General features: G+C 37.5%; 16 protein-coding genes. 7 read left to right on the top strand and 9 right to left on the bottom strand.

Annotation, left to right across the window (positions count from 1 at the left end):
• Positions 1–13 precede the first annotated feature (13 nt).
• The 4 genes from ABDV71_RS18440 to ABDV71_RS18425 all read left to right on the top strand — a co-directional run bounded on the left by ABDV71_RS18440 (position 14) and on the right by ABDV71_RS18425 (position 4866).
• Entirely contained in the window at positions 14–1222 is a 1209-nt protein-coding gene (locus ABDV71_RS18440) for a hypothetical protein (RefSeq protein ID WP_343535199.1), read from the top strand.
• A gap of 11 nt (positions 1223–1233) precedes the next feature.
• Positions 1234–2601, top strand: coding sequence for a polysaccharide lyase 6 family protein (locus ABDV71_RS18435; RefSeq protein ID WP_343535197.1), 1368 nt, complete (start codon positions 1234–1236; stop codon positions 2599–2601).
• A gap of 397 nt (positions 2602–2998) precedes the next feature.
• Complete coding sequence (locus ABDV71_RS18430) at positions 2999–3364, top strand: BlaI/MecI/CopY family transcriptional regulator (RefSeq protein WP_343535195.1); 366 nt, start codon at positions 2999–3001, stop codon at positions 3362–3364.
• Between the two features lie 2 nt (positions 3365–3366).
• The gene (locus tag ABDV71_RS18425) at positions 3367–4866 is read left to right on the top strand and encodes a M56 family metallopeptidase (RefSeq protein ID WP_343535193.1); all 1500 of its coding nucleotides are present in this window, start codon (positions 3367–3369) and stop codon (positions 4864–4866) included.
• 14 nt (positions 4867–4880) lie between these two features.
• Here ABDV71_RS18425 and nudK read toward each other — a convergent pair whose 3' ends face one another.
• The 5 genes from nudK to ABDV71_RS18400 form a co-directional block, all read right to left on the bottom strand.
• Entirely contained in the window at positions 4881–5456 is a 576-nt protein-coding gene (nudK, locus tag ABDV71_RS18420; RefSeq protein WP_343535191.1) for a GDP-mannose pyrophosphatase NudK, read from the bottom strand.
• Positions 5457–5641: 185 nt separating this feature from the next.
• On the bottom strand, positions 5642–8290 hold the full coding sequence (locus ABDV71_RS18415; RefSeq protein WP_343535189.1) for a TonB-dependent receptor: 2649 nt from the start codon (positions 8288–8290) through the stop codon (positions 5642–5644).
• Between the two features lie 66 nt (positions 8291–8356).
• Complete coding sequence (locus ABDV71_RS18410) at positions 8357–9310, bottom strand: GLPGLI family protein (protein WP_343535187.1); 954 nt, start codon at positions 9308–9310, stop codon at positions 8357–8359.
• A gap of 84 nt (positions 9311–9394) precedes the next feature.
• The gene (locus ABDV71_RS18405; RefSeq protein ID WP_343535185.1) at positions 9395–10291 is read right to left on the bottom strand and encodes a GLPGLI family protein; all 897 of its coding nucleotides are present in this window, start codon (positions 10289–10291) and stop codon (positions 9395–9397) included.
• Between the two features lie 154 nt (positions 10292–10445).
• A complete protein-coding gene (locus ABDV71_RS18400; protein ID WP_343535183.1) occupies positions 10446–11360 on the bottom strand; it encodes a GLPGLI family protein in 915 nt (304 codons plus the stop codon).
• Between the two features lie 272 nt (positions 11361–11632).
• Between ABDV71_RS18400 and rplU the strand changes: the two genes are divergently transcribed.
• Together rplU and rpmA are read left to right on the top strand one after the other, a co-directional pair.
• The gene (gene rplU / locus ABDV71_RS18395) at positions 11633–11944 is read left to right on the top strand and encodes a 50S ribosomal protein L21 (protein WP_113648560.1); all 312 of its coding nucleotides are present in this window, start codon (positions 11633–11635) and stop codon (positions 11942–11944) included.
• A 58-nt stretch (positions 11945–12002) separates the two neighbouring features.
• Positions 12003–12416 (top strand): 50S ribosomal protein L27, encoded by a 414-nt coding sequence (rpmA, locus tag ABDV71_RS18390; RefSeq protein WP_113664298.1) that lies wholly within the window; start codon positions 12003–12005, stop codon positions 12414–12416.
• Positions 12417–12488: 72 nt separating this feature from the next.
• On the opposite strand, the gene ABDV71_RS18385 is transcribed toward rpmA, so the two are convergent.
• Positions 12489–12830: a hypothetical protein gene (locus ABDV71_RS18385; RefSeq protein ID WP_343535179.1), complete on the bottom strand. Its 342-nt coding sequence runs from the start codon at positions 12828–12830 to the stop codon at positions 12489–12491.
• A gap of 50 nt (positions 12831–12880) precedes the next feature.
• Positions 12881–13069 (bottom strand): hypothetical protein, encoded by a 189-nt coding sequence (locus ABDV71_RS18380; protein WP_343535177.1) that lies wholly within the window; start codon positions 13067–13069, stop codon positions 12881–12883.
• A gap of 54 nt (positions 13070–13123) precedes the next feature.
• Here ABDV71_RS18380 and ABDV71_RS18375 point away from each other — a divergent pair, with 54 nt between their 5' ends.
• Positions 13124–13714: a TetR/AcrR family transcriptional regulator gene (locus tag ABDV71_RS18375; RefSeq protein WP_343535175.1), complete on the top strand. Its 591-nt coding sequence runs from the start codon at positions 13124–13126 to the stop codon at positions 13712–13714.
• Here ABDV71_RS18375 and ABDV71_RS18370 read toward each other — a convergent pair.
• Positions 13711–14673 (bottom strand): polyprenyl synthetase family protein, encoded by a 963-nt coding sequence (locus ABDV71_RS18370; RefSeq protein ID WP_343535173.1) that lies wholly within the window; start codon positions 14671–14673, stop codon positions 13711–13713. The two genes, ABDV71_RS18375 and ABDV71_RS18370, sit on opposite strands and share 4 nt — an antisense overlap.
• Before the next feature lie 2 nt (positions 14674–14675).
• Entirely contained in the window at positions 14676–15860 is a 1185-nt protein-coding gene (locus ABDV71_RS18365; RefSeq protein ID WP_343535171.1) for a carboxypeptidase-like regulatory domain-containing protein, read from the bottom strand.
• Positions 15861–15911: the final 51 nt, after the last annotated feature.

Below are 15911 nucleotides of genomic sequence, written 5' to 3'. Positions count from 1 at the left end.
AATATTCCATACAATGAAAAATTATGCTTTAATGTTTATGTTGTTAATGTCTCTTTTTTCGTGTAAGAAAGATGTCGTAGCAGAAGAAAAAGATGAGAAAATTGTAGTTGAAATACAAAAAGAAGCTCAAACAGAAGCAACTGCTACAGTGGTAAACGTAACTCCTTCAACTGTACTCGATGCCTCATTTTGGTCGGGCATACAGACTATGTTACAAACTAACCATGTGGATGTGGTTTTTGCCGATGGAACGTATAATATTGCTTCCACCATTACTTTGTCTAACATTGGAAGTGCCACCAAACGGCTCCAGTTAAAAGCAAATACCGTAGGTGCTGCGGTGCTTACTGGTTCAATCGCCAAATTGATGTCGCTAAACAACTGCCAAAACATCTTAATTCATCGATTAAAGTTTACTGGTGCCGTATCAGAATATGCTTTGGTAATACAACGTAGTCCAAATATTACGGTGGCTTATTGCCGTTTCGAGAACATGCCTAATTTGTATTACGGAGCCGTTGGAGCACATTATCCAACTTCCAACAATATCATCATCAGACAAAACCAATTCTCTAACATTGGAGTAGGCTCCACAGCACATATGATTTATGGTGCTTTTGGCGTTAAACGATTGAAAATTCTTGAAAATACCTTTACAGATTGCTCTGGCTCATTCATTAGGTTTAGGGGTGATAATTCTACCCATGGCGTAGTTTATGGTAATACGTTCAATTCAACAGGAACCTATATGGTAAATGGAACAGGTGTAAATCCAATTTTTGTGGAAGTGCCCGTTTTTAATGATGTAAATCCGGGAGATGAAACCTTTGGAACCAGTTTTATGGTGACGAAAAATAATTTTAATTATGCTACAATAGGGAACCAAAGTACAAGATATGCTTTGGCTTTTCATCACAGCGGCTTTAATCCAACTGGTCGTACGCACTTGATCAGTGTAGCTGATGCTACGACTTTGGGAAGTGGGACAGTTGCTGAAAAAAGAGCTATCATGTCTAGTAAATTAGGTTTAGATGGTACTAAGATTTTATACGGTGGAAATAATAACGTGAACTTATCTACACATGTGGTTTATAGATGTTGGGAAGCCTATGGAGCTACAGCACCTTGGACTGGTGTAGTGAGTATTAGTTCCGCGGTAAGCTCAACCGGATTAGCTACTACTTACGATGAAGCGCTCGTTTTTTATGATGATTTATATTAAAAATATTTGAAATGAAATTGAATTTTTATGCTGGTTTAGTGCTTTTATGTGGGCTCCATTACAGCAGTTGCGCAAAAGCAATAGAAGCAGATTCGCTTACTAAAAAAGTAGAAGAACAAGCAACCATTAGTGAGAAAACATATACCATTAGCAGTGCAGTAGAGCTCGAAGCGTTAAAGTTGATGCCAGGTGATAAGGTCATCATGAAATCTGGAGAGTGGAAGAGTCAATTCATTAATTTTAAAGGAAAGGGAACGGCAGAAAAACCGATTACACTTGTAGCAGAAGTTAAGGGAGGCGTTGTGTTATCGGGCAATTCTAACCTTAAAATTGATGGTGAATGGTTAGTGGTAGACGGACTTTCTTTTAAAAATGGTTTTTCTTTAAAAGAAGATGTGGTGATTTTTACTAAAACAACTTCTAACAGTCGTTTAACCAATACCAGCATCGAAAATTATAATCCTAGTGATAAAACCTTAGATTATAAATGGGTATCTCTTTATGGGTATCATAATCGAGTTGACCATTGCGCTATTACAGGAAAAACACATCAGGGAACTACCTTGGTCGTATGGTTGGATGATAAGCCAAACTATCATCAGATAGACCATAATTACTTTGGCCCCAGACCAGAGTTGGGAGCGAATGGTGGCGAAACCATCCGCATAGGAACAAGTACTTATTCTATGAACGATTCTTATGCTACGGTGCAGTACAATATTTTTGATAAGTGCGATGGCGAGATAGAAATCATCTCTATCAAATCTGGCTTCAATAAAATTATGAATAACCTATTTTATGAATGTGTAGGTACGGTCACTTTTAGACATGGGAACAATTCTGAAGTAAGTAATAACTACTTTATTGCCAATAATATTACCAACAGTGGGGGAATACGCCTTATTGGTGAAAACCAAAAAGTGCATGGCAATTACCTGTATAAAGTGGCAGGAAGAACTTTACGCTCAGCAATTTCTGTAATGAATGCCTACGAAAAACCAGCACTAAATGAATACTGGCAGGTTAAAAATGCAGATATCCAAAACAATGTTATTGTAGGCGCTAGAGAAGCTTTCGTACTAGGTTCGGGCAAGGATAACGACAGAACATTGGCTCCTGATGGAGTTAACATCAGCAACAACTATATCATCAATCCAGTGACTTTATTGGTTACCCAAGATGAGCCGAAAAATCTGAAAATGCAAAACAATCAGGTAGAGGGAGCTAATATTGCTACAGGTTTTGTGAAAATGGGTAACGATTTGCAATTATCAGATGGGGTTTGGCAAAAGAAAACGGAACTGAAAAAGCCTTTTTGGTTGGAAACAGCTGTTGGTCCTGAATGGAAAAAAGACAATCGAAGTTTTATTTTTAAGTAATATCCTTAGCCGTTATTTCTACTCGTCCATCTCGTCATTCCTCTCCGAATAGTCGGAGCAGGCTACTCGAAATGACGGAGTGTCTTGTGCTATCTTTCACATCATTTCGACCGTAGCGGAGAAATCTTTCGAGATGCAAAAAAGAACAACGAAGTGGTGACATTGTTTTAAACTGCCCCTTAGCCCCGACAGTAGTGGGCACGAGTTGATAAGCGTAGCTTACCAAATGAGTAAAACGAATGGCGGGACTTTCCATTAATTTCTGCACAAAAGCTGCGCTCCAAAAAAACAATTCACGCTTTAGCCTAACTAAAACACCTTAACACAAATTAACACCTAAACCCTTGCATTTATGTTTATTACTTTCGTATATTTACGATTATTTCGTAATTAACTGATGGAGAAACTAACACAGCAAGAGGAAGAGGCAATGCTTGCCGTTTGGCAGGTAGGAGCAGGCTTCATTAAAGATTTTATGGATGCGATGCCAGAGCCAAAAGCACCATATACAACGTTGGCCTCAACCATCAAAAATTTGGAGCGTAAAGGTTTTCTAAAGGGCGAACGTTATGCAAATGCTATACGCTATAGTGCTAAAGTGAAGGAAACCGACTATAAAAAGCGCTTTATGAATGGTTTTGTGAACGACTATTTTCAGAACTCCTATAAAGAGCTGGTTGCCTTTTTTGCAAAGGACAAAAAAATTAGTGCAGCCGAACTTAAAGAGATAATTGACCTGATTGAGAAACCAGAAAATCAATAGAGATGCCACATCTTTTCATTATCCTTTTAAAGATAAATTTGGTGCTGCTTTTATTTGCGGCTACCTATTATCTAATTTTACGGAAGCTAACTTTCTACATGTTGAACCGTTGTTTCTTGGTTTTGGGTATTGTTTTTTCAACCGCTTATCCATTTATTGATCTAACGGAGTTTTTTCATAGACAGGAAATACAGAGTAATGTAGTTACTTATTTACCGCAACTTAACCAAACGGCGTCTGAACTCGTGCCTACTGGATTTTTTATTAATAACTGGCCCATATTAAGCACACTTTTTTACTTAGGCGTATTGTTAATGACCATTAGGTTGGGGGTGCAATTTTTTTCCCTTTACAAAATTCATCGCAAATCTAAACCAGGTACTGTAGCCAATTATAATGTACGCTTGCTAAACGAAAGTGTAAGCCCATTTTCGTTCTGGCAAACGGTGTATGTTAACCCCACTTTACATAGCGATTGTGAGTTGGATACTATTTTGGCACATGAAATGGTGCATGTAAAACAGTGGCACTCGTTGGATATCATTTTGGCCGAACTGAGTGTGGTATTTTATTGGTTCAACCCAGGAGTGTGGTTGATGAAAAAAGCTGTAAAAGAAAACCTGGAGTTTATTACCGACCAGAATATCCTTAAAAAGGGAATGGACCGAAAAGTTTACCAATATAGTTTATTGGGCGTAGGACAGTTAACGCCATCTACAGCTATTGTGAACAATTTTAACCTTTCTGATTTAAAAAAACGTATCCAAATGATGAATGCCAAGCGTTCATCGAAGCTAACACTGAGCAGGTATCTTTTTGCACTTCCTGTTTTATTAATGACCACTTTGGCATTTACAATTTCAAAAAAAGAGCTGAAACAGCATTTGCCGATACTTTCAAAAATGGTAACTATTGCCGAAGAAGAAGTATCAGCACCAACTAAAGCGGTTGTGCATACGAAAGTTGCTCAACGAAAGCCTTTAGTTAAAAAGGAAGGATTGGAAAAGACAACAGCGGCAGATAGCATTTCTAAATTGGATGTTTTTGTGAGTAATATCCTTATTAAAAGAGACAGTACATCTAAGGGGGGGCTTAATCCTGAGGATGTATTTGCAATGCTAAAGTCTAAGTTCAACTTGCCTGAAAATGCTAAATTGATGCAGGGTAAAGTAACCAAAGAGGTGTTTTTTATGAAAACAGATAGTGCTGTAACGGATAAAATGCCAAGCATTAAAAATGTATCTATTAGATTTAAGGAAGCTGGTAAAGTAGCCGATTTACCACTTGAAGATGTTGGCAAGATCGTAATGGTTCGAGCATTCAGAAAAGATACTGCCGGTATTTCCGGTAAAGTGGATTATGTAATTAATGGTAAAATATCCCGTCCTGTAGATTTTAATAACCTTAAGGGCGACGACATTCAGCATGTGCAGGTCATTAAAGGAGCTGGAGATACCGCTCCTCAAATCCGTATAGAAACTAAAAAGAGAACCGAACTTTAATCGGTTCTCTTTTTTTATAGAATGCCTTTTAGCCTCAGGTGCTGAATAAGCATGATGGTTTTGGCATCTTTGATTTGGCCACTATCAACCATTTTCAGTGCAGTTTCAAACTGAAATTCTAGCACCTCAATATGTTCTTCTTCATGTGCTAATCCACCGCCATGGTGCATCTTCATCGATTTATCATATGCAGCAATAAAGAAATGAATAATCTCTGTTACGGAACCTGGCGACATATAGGCTTCAAATACTTTGGTTACCTCGTTAATTTGATAGCCCGTTTCTTCCTCGGTCTCTCGTTTAATACAATCTTCGGGATTGTCTTGATCAAGTAGACCAGCACAGGCTTCTATCAGCATTCCTGATGGATTACCGTTTAAAAAAGTGGGTAAACGAAATTGTCTGGTCAGAATGATAGTTCGTTGTGCCACATTATATAGGAGGATGGCCGCACCATTGCCCCGATCATAAGCTTCTCGATTTTGTACCTGCTTAGAGCCATCGCTCTGTGTAATTTCATAGGTAACCTTATTTAAAACATACCAATTATCGCTTAAGATTTCGGTAGATAGAATGTTGATGTCGCTCATTTTTAGTTTTTATAGACTTTCTTTTGGCTTTGAGGGATGAAGTTCCTTGTAAAGGAAAAGCGGAAGTGGTCAATCCAACCTACTTCCGCTTTATTAAATTAACGCTCTCGAGTATATAACTAACCTATCGAGATTTTATTGCATCGTTATCCATACATTTTCATTTAATGAATAACTAATTACAATCAATAATTAAAAGTTGCCCTAAACATGGCTACTCTTCCTGGGATTTCATAAGTGCCCACAGTTAAGGAGTTGGCAGAAACGTTGATGGCTTCAAATCTTTTTACATTGGCCAAATTGGTAATGCCAAATTCAAGGTCGGTTTTAAGTTTCAGCAGCTTATATCTAATGTTGAAATCAGCAAACAAATATTTCAAATCTGGTTGACTTGACTGTTGGGTGAAGATGTGTTCTGCCGAAAAATTCAAGAATACCGATTTAAGCATGGTTACAGTTAAACCTGCTTGTTGCCTTAGCTGTTGATAATTGGTGGAAATACCATTACTGGCCGTCTTGTTTTTGTTATTAGAAAAAGTGCCATTGTAACTAAAGTTCATGAATTTAGTAAGCTTTGCTTCGACACCAGCTTTGTAAGTGTAGGTATCGCTTTTAAAAGGCAACAATTCATTGTTTTGTAGTTGCTCGTATTGGTTATGGCTATAGATGAATCCTGCGTTTACAGTGCTTCTAAGTGCAAATAGATACTTACTTAAACCGCTGTTTAGTGATAAGCTTTTCATTTGGTTTTCCAAGGGAAGTACAATACGTTGTTGTGTGTTGTTAGTCAAGGTAAAGGAAGAAATGGTATTTAAATTAGTGGTGCTATAAACCATCCCAATGTTTCCAAATATCATTTGTATGGCCTTGCGAAAATTGAATGAACCAGCAATGGTATGTGTAGTGCTTTCTGAAATAGGAGCATTATTGGCAAATAGCGAACGGTAGTTGCGCAAAACAGCACCATAATAAACATCATCAATAGTACCTAAGGTGTTTCTATAGCCATAATTGGCGCTAACATAATTTTCAGGGCTAGTTTGGTATTTGAAATACACCGACGGATTGATAAAGAAACGCTCTAGCTTTTTATCGATTGCATGATTGACGTCATCGTAACTGATGGTGTTATAACTTAGCGGTATGCGAACAGTGGTGGTAATTTTGTCTGAGGTATATTCGTAGGTGTTCTCTACATAAGCTCTTGAACGTAGCCAGTTTAAATCGTTCAAAGAACCATTCATAGCCAATTCGCTACTGCCGTTATTTTGAATTTTGGTAAGGTTGGTTTCCAGGTTCTGTTGCTGGAGCAAGAAACCTGCTCGATAAGTTTGTACAAACTTGCCTTTTGGGAAAGCCATAGATACCGCGTTGTTAGCATACCATGTTGGTAATTCTAAATATTGGTTTAGGCTATTGTAAGGCATACCATTATTAAGGATATCTTCATTAAGCCCTGGTTTGATACTAAGCGTTTCAGGTTGTGAAGTACGACTTAGATTAGAAGAAATATGTAAAATATTGCCCGATTTTAGCTTTTTACGATAACCTAAATCATTTGATAAAGTGAACATGTCCTGACTAAGCGACTGGAATGCACCTACACCATTAATAAAAACATTAGAATTTGTACGAGTAGGATTATATTCAACCACAAGAGCATTATTAAAAAAGTAGCCATCTGTATTTCCGTTTAAAGTGAATTGACCTCTTAGTTTTTGAGGATTTAAGAAATTGTCTTGGTTTTCCTGATAACTGATAGTTTGACCAGCCAATCTGGTTTCAGAAGATTTGTTATATACTTGCTTGCGCTCATCATACAAATAGGAAACATTTGCCCTTAGCTGCAAATCATTGTTGAACTTGAAAAGATTGTTGAGGTTGGCCTGTCCAGCTTTATTGAACAGGGTTCTGCTTTGTGGTAGGGTAGGTACACCAGCTGCGCCTGCGGTAAGCAAATTGGAAGGTTTGCTATTGTCGGTAGCTTGAGGGTTAAACGAAGTAAGGTCAATTCCAGGGTCGATACCGATGTTGTTGCCCTTTAAGTTGTTCAAAAACTTCACTTTCTTGTTAAACATCATGGCGTTAATATTGCCATCAAACCTTTCAGGAGTTCCCAATCCTGCTTTGATATCGCCCATTACCTTTAATTTGGCCTCGTCTTTAATCACTAGGTTTAGTGCTACATCTTCGCTGGTGTTGTTTTTACGCAGCATTTTCACGGGCTGGTCATTTTCAATCACCTGCACTTTATCAACTGCACCATGAGGAATACTTTTGGTACCTATGCCATATTTGTCTTCTAGCAAATTGTCGCCATCTACATATAAATTTGAGATGCTCTTGCCATTGTAGCTGATTTTGCCATTTTCGGCTACTTCAATACCAGGCATTTTTTTAAGGACATCGCCAATGCTGCGGTCTTGTTTGTCTGAAAAATCAGAAGTCTTGTAATTTAAGGTGTCGCCATTTGAACTTAACCTTGGACGGTTTTTTACCTCCACTGTTTTCAAGGCAATTTCGCTTTCGGCTAAAACCACTTGATAAGTTTTGTTAAAGTCTGTAATGGCAATGGATTTCTTCTCAAATCCCAAAACACTGAACTCTAAGGTAAGGTCTGTTCCTGCAGGATCTGTATTGATTACAAAATCACCTTTATCATTGGACCGGGAAAAAGCAAAGGTGTTTCCTTCTTTATCCTTTAAACTGACCATTACCGAAGGAATTGGCTTAGCTTTTTCATCTTTCACATTGCCCTTTATTTGCTTTTGAGCAAAAGCTGTTGAAGTAGCCATGCATGCAACAGCAATTAGCAGAAACAGTACCTTTTTCATGTTTTGTGTGTTTAGGGAGTGGCCATCAGAGCCAATGGCCACCATAAAATAGTTTGTTGGTTCGGTTTATTTTTTTTCAGGGAGCTCAATCGGGTTGTTGATGAGTGTTTTCTTACCTCCACCTGGAACTGATATTCGAGTAGTAGTATTGGTAACCCCAAAACTGCCACCTGTATTTCTGCTGGCCAATTGTGCATTAAGAAAACCTTGAGGGTCTTTATCTCTGGCTTCCTTCAATTTGTCTAATTCTTTTTGGGTAGTTTTTATTGCATCTGTAGGTAGTTTAATTTCGCTGCCCAAGTAAGATGCTGAGCCGTCCATACCTGCAAATTTGATGACACCTGTAGAACCGTTAGCCATTACAACCGCTTGTTCCGTTTCTTTAGTTGGTACAGTTTCGGTTACTTTATCAATGCCTGCAAACTGAAATTTTACTTCGTTCTTTTCATCGTGAGCTTCAATAATTAAACCAGGTAAACCATTGAGCTTCCAGGGGCCCGACTGGAATGGCAATTCGGGAGCAAACCAAGCGATCCAATTGCGGCCTTTGAAATAGGCAGTTGCTTTTTGGCATTTCACGCCAGAAAAGCTAGCCGTATCCTTGCTTATTTTCCAGTTGATTTTGGGAGCATTCTCTTCAATTAAATAGCTGGTAATGATTCGCTCTTTGGTGAAAAATTTGTTTTCGTTAGCAAAATAGAAGTAGTCGATAGGAGTAACAGGTTTAGAAGAAGTTCTGTTGATGTTGATGCTTCCCGAACTTCCAGCTTGGTTCTTGATCTGCTCCTCAAGTTGCTTTTTCAATTCCTCATCTCTGTTGATTTTATCATAACTGGTATAAACAGAGGCGTTTTTGCCAATGACCAATAGCATGTTTTCCGTATAAAAATTATCTCTTTGGGTAGTATCTCGCATATGCGAGAAAGTATATCTCACTCTGGCTAATGCTTTATCTGCGCTTTGAGCGAAGGCGGCTGATCCAATAAGCGAAGCAATTAAGGTTACTTTTAAAATTTTCATTTGTTTAATAATTAAGTTTTCGTAAAACTACGAAATTATCGTAGATATTAAATTAATTTAACACTTTTTAACGGCACAAGTTTTTTAGGGCAATTCTATGGGGTTATTGTAGGCATTTACCTTAGCAGGGGGTCTTACTCCAGAAGGTTGTTTGATCATTTGTGCTAAGCCTGCCATACCACTTCCTGCTAATTGAGTTTTTGCAAAACCTACCGGATCTTCGGCTTGGGCCTTTTTTAGTTTCAGGAATTCTTCTTTGCTGGTCTTTATCGCCTGATTGGGAATCTTGATTTCATTCTCCATTAAATCTAGATTGACCATTTCACCTATAAAGGGCTCCTTACTAATGTTTGGCTTTTTTTCTACAACCTCAAACCCCGCAAAAAGGAATTGAATTTCCTTTTTTGAATCATAGGCTTCTAAAATAAGCCCTGGTAAACCATGTAATTTCCATGGACCACTTTGGAAGGGCATGTCAGAGGCAAACCAGGCAGTCCAGTTTCTTCCTCTAAAAAATGCCGTTGCTTTTTGACATTTCACTCCGGAAAGGTTGATGGTATCTGTGGTAATTTTCCAATCAATTTGAGGAATGGCTTCGGGAATAAAATAAGTGCTAACTAAGTGTTCGGATCGGATGAGCTGATTTTCAGTGTGAAAGAAGTAATAGTCTTCGGGAATGGTCATACTTTTCCTATTAGATTTAATGTGTGCACCGTTTAAAGTGCCGCCGTTATTTTTAATCTGTTCATTCACATGCTGATAAAATTCTAACCGCTGTTTCATCTTTACATGACTAGTGTATCTAGATGAATTTTTACCAATTAGCAAAATCATTTCTTCTTGATATGGATTGCTGCGATTATTCGTGTCCCTAATGTGGAGAAAGTTGTATTTTGCTTTGGCTAGGGCCCATTCCGAAGTTTGTGCAAAAAGCAATGTAGTGCTACAAAAGCCAAATGCGAGTAAAATTAGCGTTTTCATGACTACCTTTTTTTCTTAAAACCACGAAATGTTCGTAATAAGAAGAACGATAGATGACTTTAGCGTTATTTAGAAATATCAAGATAAAAGCAAGTCTTGATATTTTCGTGTTTCTTAAGAACTATAGACGCATGGCATTAGCAAATTGGTTGAATTATGGTTTTGATTTATCTATTGGATTATTCATCGCTGGAACGGTTGGTGTGTTTGATTTGGGCTGCCTAGCAACAGGCTTCAAACCGCCTAACCCCATGGCTGCCAATTGTGTTTTCATAAAGCCTTCTGGGTCATTTTTCATCACTTCTTTTAAACGTTTGATTTCGTTTGGTGTAGCCTTAATTGCTTTGTTTGGTAGTTCTATAATATCTTCAATAAAGATTTTTGTGCTGCCAAAATATCTAATTGAGTTTCCATCGGTAATACCTTTTGCTTGTTTTTTTTCATTTTTATCCACTTTCTCTATGCCAGCAAATTCAAATATGACTTCGTTTTTATCGTCGTTGGCTTGGATAATTAGACCTGGCAGGCCTACCAGCATCCATGGCCCGGTAGAAAAGGGGATGTCTTCGGAGAACCAGACTGTCCAATTTCTGCCTCTGTAATTAGCTGTTGCTTTTTTACAAGAAATAGTTTCAATATCTCGAGTTTCGGATGTTATTTTCCAGTCAATTTTATCCGCTTCTCTTTCTATCAGGTAAATAGCACCCAATTGTTCCTGGATAAAAGTTTTCTGCTCATTAGCGTAGTAGTAAAACTCCGATCTGCTTGTTATCTTGTTTCGTTGGGGCATTCTGAAGGTTTTTACATCTACTCCTTCCTGTTCTCTATTTTGTTGCTCTGTGGTTGACATCACCTGCAAATCGTACAGTAGGTTGTCATAACTTAAGAACACGGATGCGTTTTTGCCTGCAATTAACATCATGGTTTCCTTATGGAAGTTTTCCCTTTTGTTGGTGTCGGTCATGTGCGAGAAATCATATTTTACTCTAATGAGTGCCTTTTCTGGCTGTTGTGCAATAGCCATAGTGCTTATTGCTAGGGAAAATAAAATAGTTAATGTGGTTTTCATGCCTATGGGTTTTAAAGGTTTATAATGCTGTTATTTGTAGTATACAAACTGCTTCGAAGTAGGTTGGTAGATTTTATTACTAATTCGTTAATCTACGAATATTTCGTAATTTAAGAAAATAATATGGCTTTTAACAAGAAATAAACTAATGAACCAGTGAATCAATCGGCTAATAAACAAATATTTTCCATCGGCTCTTGTGTTTGAAAAAGAATTGTTCTATATTTGCACCTCGATTAAAAAATAAATAGAAATAAAATAATTATTTAACAATGTACGCAATAGTAAATATAGCAGGACAGCAATTTAAAGTTGTAAAAGACCAGCACATCTTTGTACACCGCTTACAAGGAGATGAAGGCGCTAGTATTGAATTTGACAATGTATTGTTGGTTGACAATGGTGGGAAAATTTCTGTAGGAGCACCTGCAGTTAAAGGAGCTAAGGTTTCAGCTAAAATCGTGTCTCATTTAAAAGGTGATAAAGTAATCGTTTTCAAAAAGAAACGTAGAAAAGGTTACAAAAAGAAAAATGGTCACCGCCAGTCATTCACCAAAATCCAGATTGAGAGCATCACTCTGTAGTTAATTTATTTGTAAATTCATTAGTTGGCTAATTAGCTAATTATAAAAAAGATAAAAAATGGCACATAAGAAGGGAGCCGGTAGTTCAAAAAACGGTCGTGAATCGCACAGTAAGCGTTTAGGTATCAAAATTTTCGGTGGTCAAGAAGCTATCGCTGGTAACATCATCGTTCGTCAGCGTGGTACAAAACACCACCCAGATAAAGGTGTTGGTATTGGTAAAGATCATACTTTATTTGCTTTGGTACCAGGTATTGTTGTTTTCAAAAAGAAATTTGATAACAAATCTTATGTATCAGTAGTTCCTAAAGTTGAGGATGCTGCTCCTGTTGCAAAAAAGGAAGCTGCTCCTAAAGCTGAAGCTAAAAAAACAGCTGCTCCTAAAAAAGCTGCTGCTCCTAAAGCGGAGAAAGCTCCAGCAAAGAAAGCAGCTAAAGCTGAAGAAGCTCCAGCCGCTGAGTCTGCTGAATAATATTTGTAATACAAAATACATGAAAAGCCGAACATCAATTGTTCGGCTTTTTTGCTTTTAGGTTAACTTATATCATGCAATAGCTTTCTCAAAAACCTTCCTGATTTTCTTGGAAGTATGGTTTTGATGAACGAAATAATAAAACATTCCACCAGCAAAATAAGCTAATACGTCATAAAAATCTGCAGTGTTGTAGTGGGTATAGTAGGGTAATGTACCTTCAAAAACCAGTGAAATGAATAATGAAATGCTTAAAATTTGGTAAAGTGGATATTTGAAAGTTCCATCTGGCATAAAGATTAGTGAACCTAATACAAATGAAATATGGGTAATTAATGGTACAAAAACAAAATCTGTAAGCCAACTATTAAGAAAAGAAATGGGGATTTGTAGTTTTCGGGTGTATCTAATCAATAACCAAGAACAACAATAAAATACAAAATACCTGTCTAGGATGATGAAAATTAATGAGCGAAAGACGCTGCAGTTAAAACACCTATGGCTGCGCATAAAACAAGCATTAAAAACATCGACCACCCAATTCTTTTTCCCGTTTTTTTAAACACCGTGTCGTTGGCATCTTCTGGGAAAATAGTATTTCTTATTTCCTGTAAATTTCTGAGAAGCCAATTGTCCTGTTTATTTTCTTGCATGATGGTTATTTTTTATATTTTTTCAAATTTAGAACATTTGTTCTAAATTTGAGTATGAACGCTAAAGAAAAAATATTGAATGCCGCATTATTGCTTTATAATGAGCAGGGGATAAGGAATATTACTACTCGGCATATTGCAGCGAGTATTGGGATGAGCGGAGGAAATTTACATTACCACTTTAAGCATACTGAAGACATTATAAAGGCTTTGTTTAATGAGCTTGCTTTGGCTTATGATGGATTAATGATTGATGTACATAGTGCTCTACTTGATTTGGATGCAATGGCTTTTTTAACAGAAACTTCTTTTAAGCTGGTCAATAAATATAGGTTTATATTCATCAACTTTGTGGAGATAGGAAAATGGATACCAGAAATAAGAGAAGCTTATGATCAGCTTACCCGGAAGCGAGAACAGCAATTTTTAAACTTGTTCGATGACTTGATCGCTAAAGGCATTTTTAGAGATGATATTCCAAGTTCCAATAAACAGGGCCTAGTAAAGCAGTTTTTTATTACTAATGATTTTTGGCTTTCTCATAATGAGCTTACTGACCAATATCAAGACGAGAAAGCCTTGAAAGCTTATCGAAATGCCATTGATGTACTTCTATGGCCATATCTAAAGCATCATCAAACTTAGCTTTCTCTTTCCATAATTTGCTTTGCCAATTGTCTTAAATGGCCTTTTCTATCTTCAGAAACGGTAATTTGATCAAGGGCCTGATAAGCTTTATCCAAATATTTTTCCATTTCTAAATTGGCCTGTTCTTTTACCTTATAGTTATTGTATAATTGAGTAACCGCTTTCACTTTAATTTCGGTGTTTTCATGGTTGCCTAAAAGGGTAGGGAGCTCATCCGGTTTCACTAGCGCCTTTGCAGTGAGATGTAGGAAAGTTTTCTTGTTGGAGATGATATCACCACCCACTTGCTTGCCAAACTTCTCAGGGTCGCCGTAAACATCTAAAATATCATCCTGTAATTGGAAGGCTACACCTAGGTTTTCTCCAAATTGATACAGTAAATCTGAATTTTTTTCATTGGCACCACCTACAATGGCACCTAGCTTCATTGCTCCACCTAATAAAACAGCTGTTTTTAACCTGATCATTTCAATGTACTCTGCAATGCTTACATTGTCACGGGTTTCAAACTCCATATCCAGCTGTTGGCCTTCGCAAACACCTTGGGCGGTTTGGTTAAAGGTGTCAAGCACGGGTTTAAGCACGTTCACATCAACTTTGGATAAGTGTTTGTTGGATTCCACCATCATGACATCGCCGCTTAAAATAGCATTGTTTACACCCCATTTTTCATGTACGGTTTGTTTGCCTCGTCTTAGTGGGGCATTGTCCATGATATCGTCGTGTACCAATGTAAAATTATGAAAGGTTTCAATGGCCAAGGCAACGTCAATTGCCTTTAACGGGTCGTCGGTAAACAGCTCTGTAGCCATCAATACAATAACGGGTCTAATGCGTTTGCCGCCTAAACTCATAATGTATTTAATAGGCTCATATAAATCTGCCGGTTTTGATGGATGGGCTAATTTAAGTATCGCGTCTTCAATGATTTTTTGTAATTCTGTAGGACTGTGCATTGTTATGGATCTATCATGGTGCCAAATGCCGATTTGCTTTCCATCATTTTGATGAAAGATTCCTCTAAAGTGGTTTGTTTCACAATGGGATTGTCTTTCCAAAAATTAGGGTTATAAAGAATCGATTCTATGATGGCTTTATCTTTGACGTTTTTGGTTAATTCAGTAAATTTTTGTGTGTTGAGTGTTTTGTCCAACTGATATACGGTCAACATCGAACTGATAATTGGAGTTAGTGTTCGGCCGCCAGCCACTAAATTTAGATATAGCTTGGTGGAGATATTCTCAATCACAGGGATGGGTGTTTTCTCTCCATTAAAAGTAGCAATAGTGGTTGCTATAGGAGGTATTTTGCTAGATGAACCGCTAAGTTTAATGGGTAGATTAAAAATGCTATTCTCTAATCGATAGATTTTAAGGTCTTCTACGCCGATATAATAAGTTGAGTTGATGTAGAATTGCTTTTTATTGCCCTTGTATTTGCAGGAAACTACAGCTACATCTTGGTCTTTTTGTTCGATGTATTTGTCTATGGAGAATTCGAAATCATTTAAACTTTTTAGGGTAACTGTTTTTCCGGTCTTTTTTTCTTCAAACAGATAGCCCGCTAACGAAAAAGTAAGATATGATTGGTTGCTCATGGAAAAAGCGATACCGTCATTGGTTTCGGCAAATCTACTTTGTTTAGCAATCCATCCTTTTACTTTCGAAACGTTAAATTCTAAGTCGTAAAACAGCTCGTAAATTTGACTAGGTCTGCCATTTAATGAAGTCAATTGACGATAAAACGCGTTGCCGTAAAAATTCTGGGCGTTAAATCCGGCGGCTTTTTCCAGTGCTGCCTTAACCAATTTTAATCCACGATAGGGATCAACTACCACGGGCTTTAAGTTAATTGCTGCAGGCTTTAATTTAACGACCAGATTGGCTATAGCTCCATTGAGTTCCTGCTCCAATATAAAGTAGCTCACGTGACTGTATCTTAATTTAACTGGAAAGCTGATGCCTTTCAGAATAAACTCTCCAGCATCGTTGGTTACGGTAGTGTTATTTGTCCCCATCACGCCAATGGAAACAAAGGGAATCGCTTCGCCGGTTATTTCATCAATCAGTTTCCCCTGAATGATTTGGGCTTTGATTGTGGCGACCACAAACAATAAAAAAACAGTTAAAAGGCAGCTACGCATTAAAGTGTGTGAAAGGCCAAAGGTAAAAAATCAGACTGCAGAAATGAAATT

It is taken from the genome of Pedobacter sp., assembly GCF_039594775.1.
GTDB lineage: Bacteria > Bacteroidota > Bacteroidia > Sphingobacteriales > Sphingobacteriaceae > Pedobacter.
The sequence above is the reverse complement of the archived record's forward strand: the minus strand, read 5'-3'. Positions and strand labels throughout refer to the sequence as shown.

Coding starts and splice junctions, on each gene's coding strand:
- nudK (WP_343535191.1), bottom strand. CDS start 5,456: ATGAGCGACATCAACATTCTATCTACCGAAATCTTAAGCGATAATTGG.
- ABDV71_RS18400 (WP_343535183.1), bottom strand. CDS start 11,360: ATGAAAACCACATTAACTATTTTATTTTCCCTAGCAATAAGCACTATG.
- ABDV71_RS18410 (WP_343535187.1), bottom strand. CDS start 9,310: ATGAAAATTTTAAAAGTAACCTTAATTGCTTCGCTTATTGGATCAGCC.
- ABDV71_RS18440 (WP_343535199.1), top strand. CDS start 14: ATGAAAAATTATGCTTTAATGTTTATGTTGTTAATGTCTCTTTTTTCG.
- ABDV71_RS18425 (WP_343535193.1), top strand. CDS start 3,367: ATGCCACATCTTTTCATTATCCTTTTAAAGATAAATTTGGTGCTGCTT.
- ABDV71_RS18430 (WP_343535195.1), top strand. CDS start 2,999: ATGGAGAAACTAACACAGCAAGAGGAAGAGGCAATGCTTGCCGTTTGG.
- ABDV71_RS18435 (WP_343535197.1), top strand. CDS start 1,234: ATGAAATTGAATTTTTATGCTGGTTTAGTGCTTTTATGTGGGCTCCAT.
- ABDV71_RS18365 (WP_343535171.1), bottom strand. CDS start 15,860: ATGCGTAGCTGCCTTTTAACTGTTTTTTTATTGTTTGTGGTCGCCACA.
- ABDV71_RS18380 (WP_343535177.1), bottom strand. CDS start 13,069: ATGCAAGAAAATAAACAGGACAATTGGCTTCTCAGAAATTTACAGGAA.
- rpmA (WP_113664298.1), top strand. CDS start 12,003: ATGGCACATAAGAAGGGAGCCGGTAGTTCAAAAAACGGTCGTGAATCG.
- ABDV71_RS18375 (WP_343535175.1), top strand. CDS start 13,124: ATGAACGCTAAAGAAAAAATATTGAATGCCGCATTATTGCTTTATAAT.
- ABDV71_RS18370 (WP_343535173.1), bottom strand. CDS start 14,673: ATGCACAGTCCTACAGAATTACAAAAAATCATTGAAGACGCGATACTT.
- ABDV71_RS18415 (WP_343535189.1), bottom strand. CDS start 8,290: ATGAAAAAGGTACTGTTTCTGCTAATTGCTGTTGCATGCATGGCTACT.
- ABDV71_RS18405 (WP_343535185.1), bottom strand. CDS start 10,291: ATGAAAACGCTAATTTTACTCGCATTTGGCTTTTGTAGCACTACATTG.
- rplU (WP_113648560.1), top strand. CDS start 11,633: ATGTACGCAATAGTAAATATAGCAGGACAGCAATTTAAAGTTGTAAAA.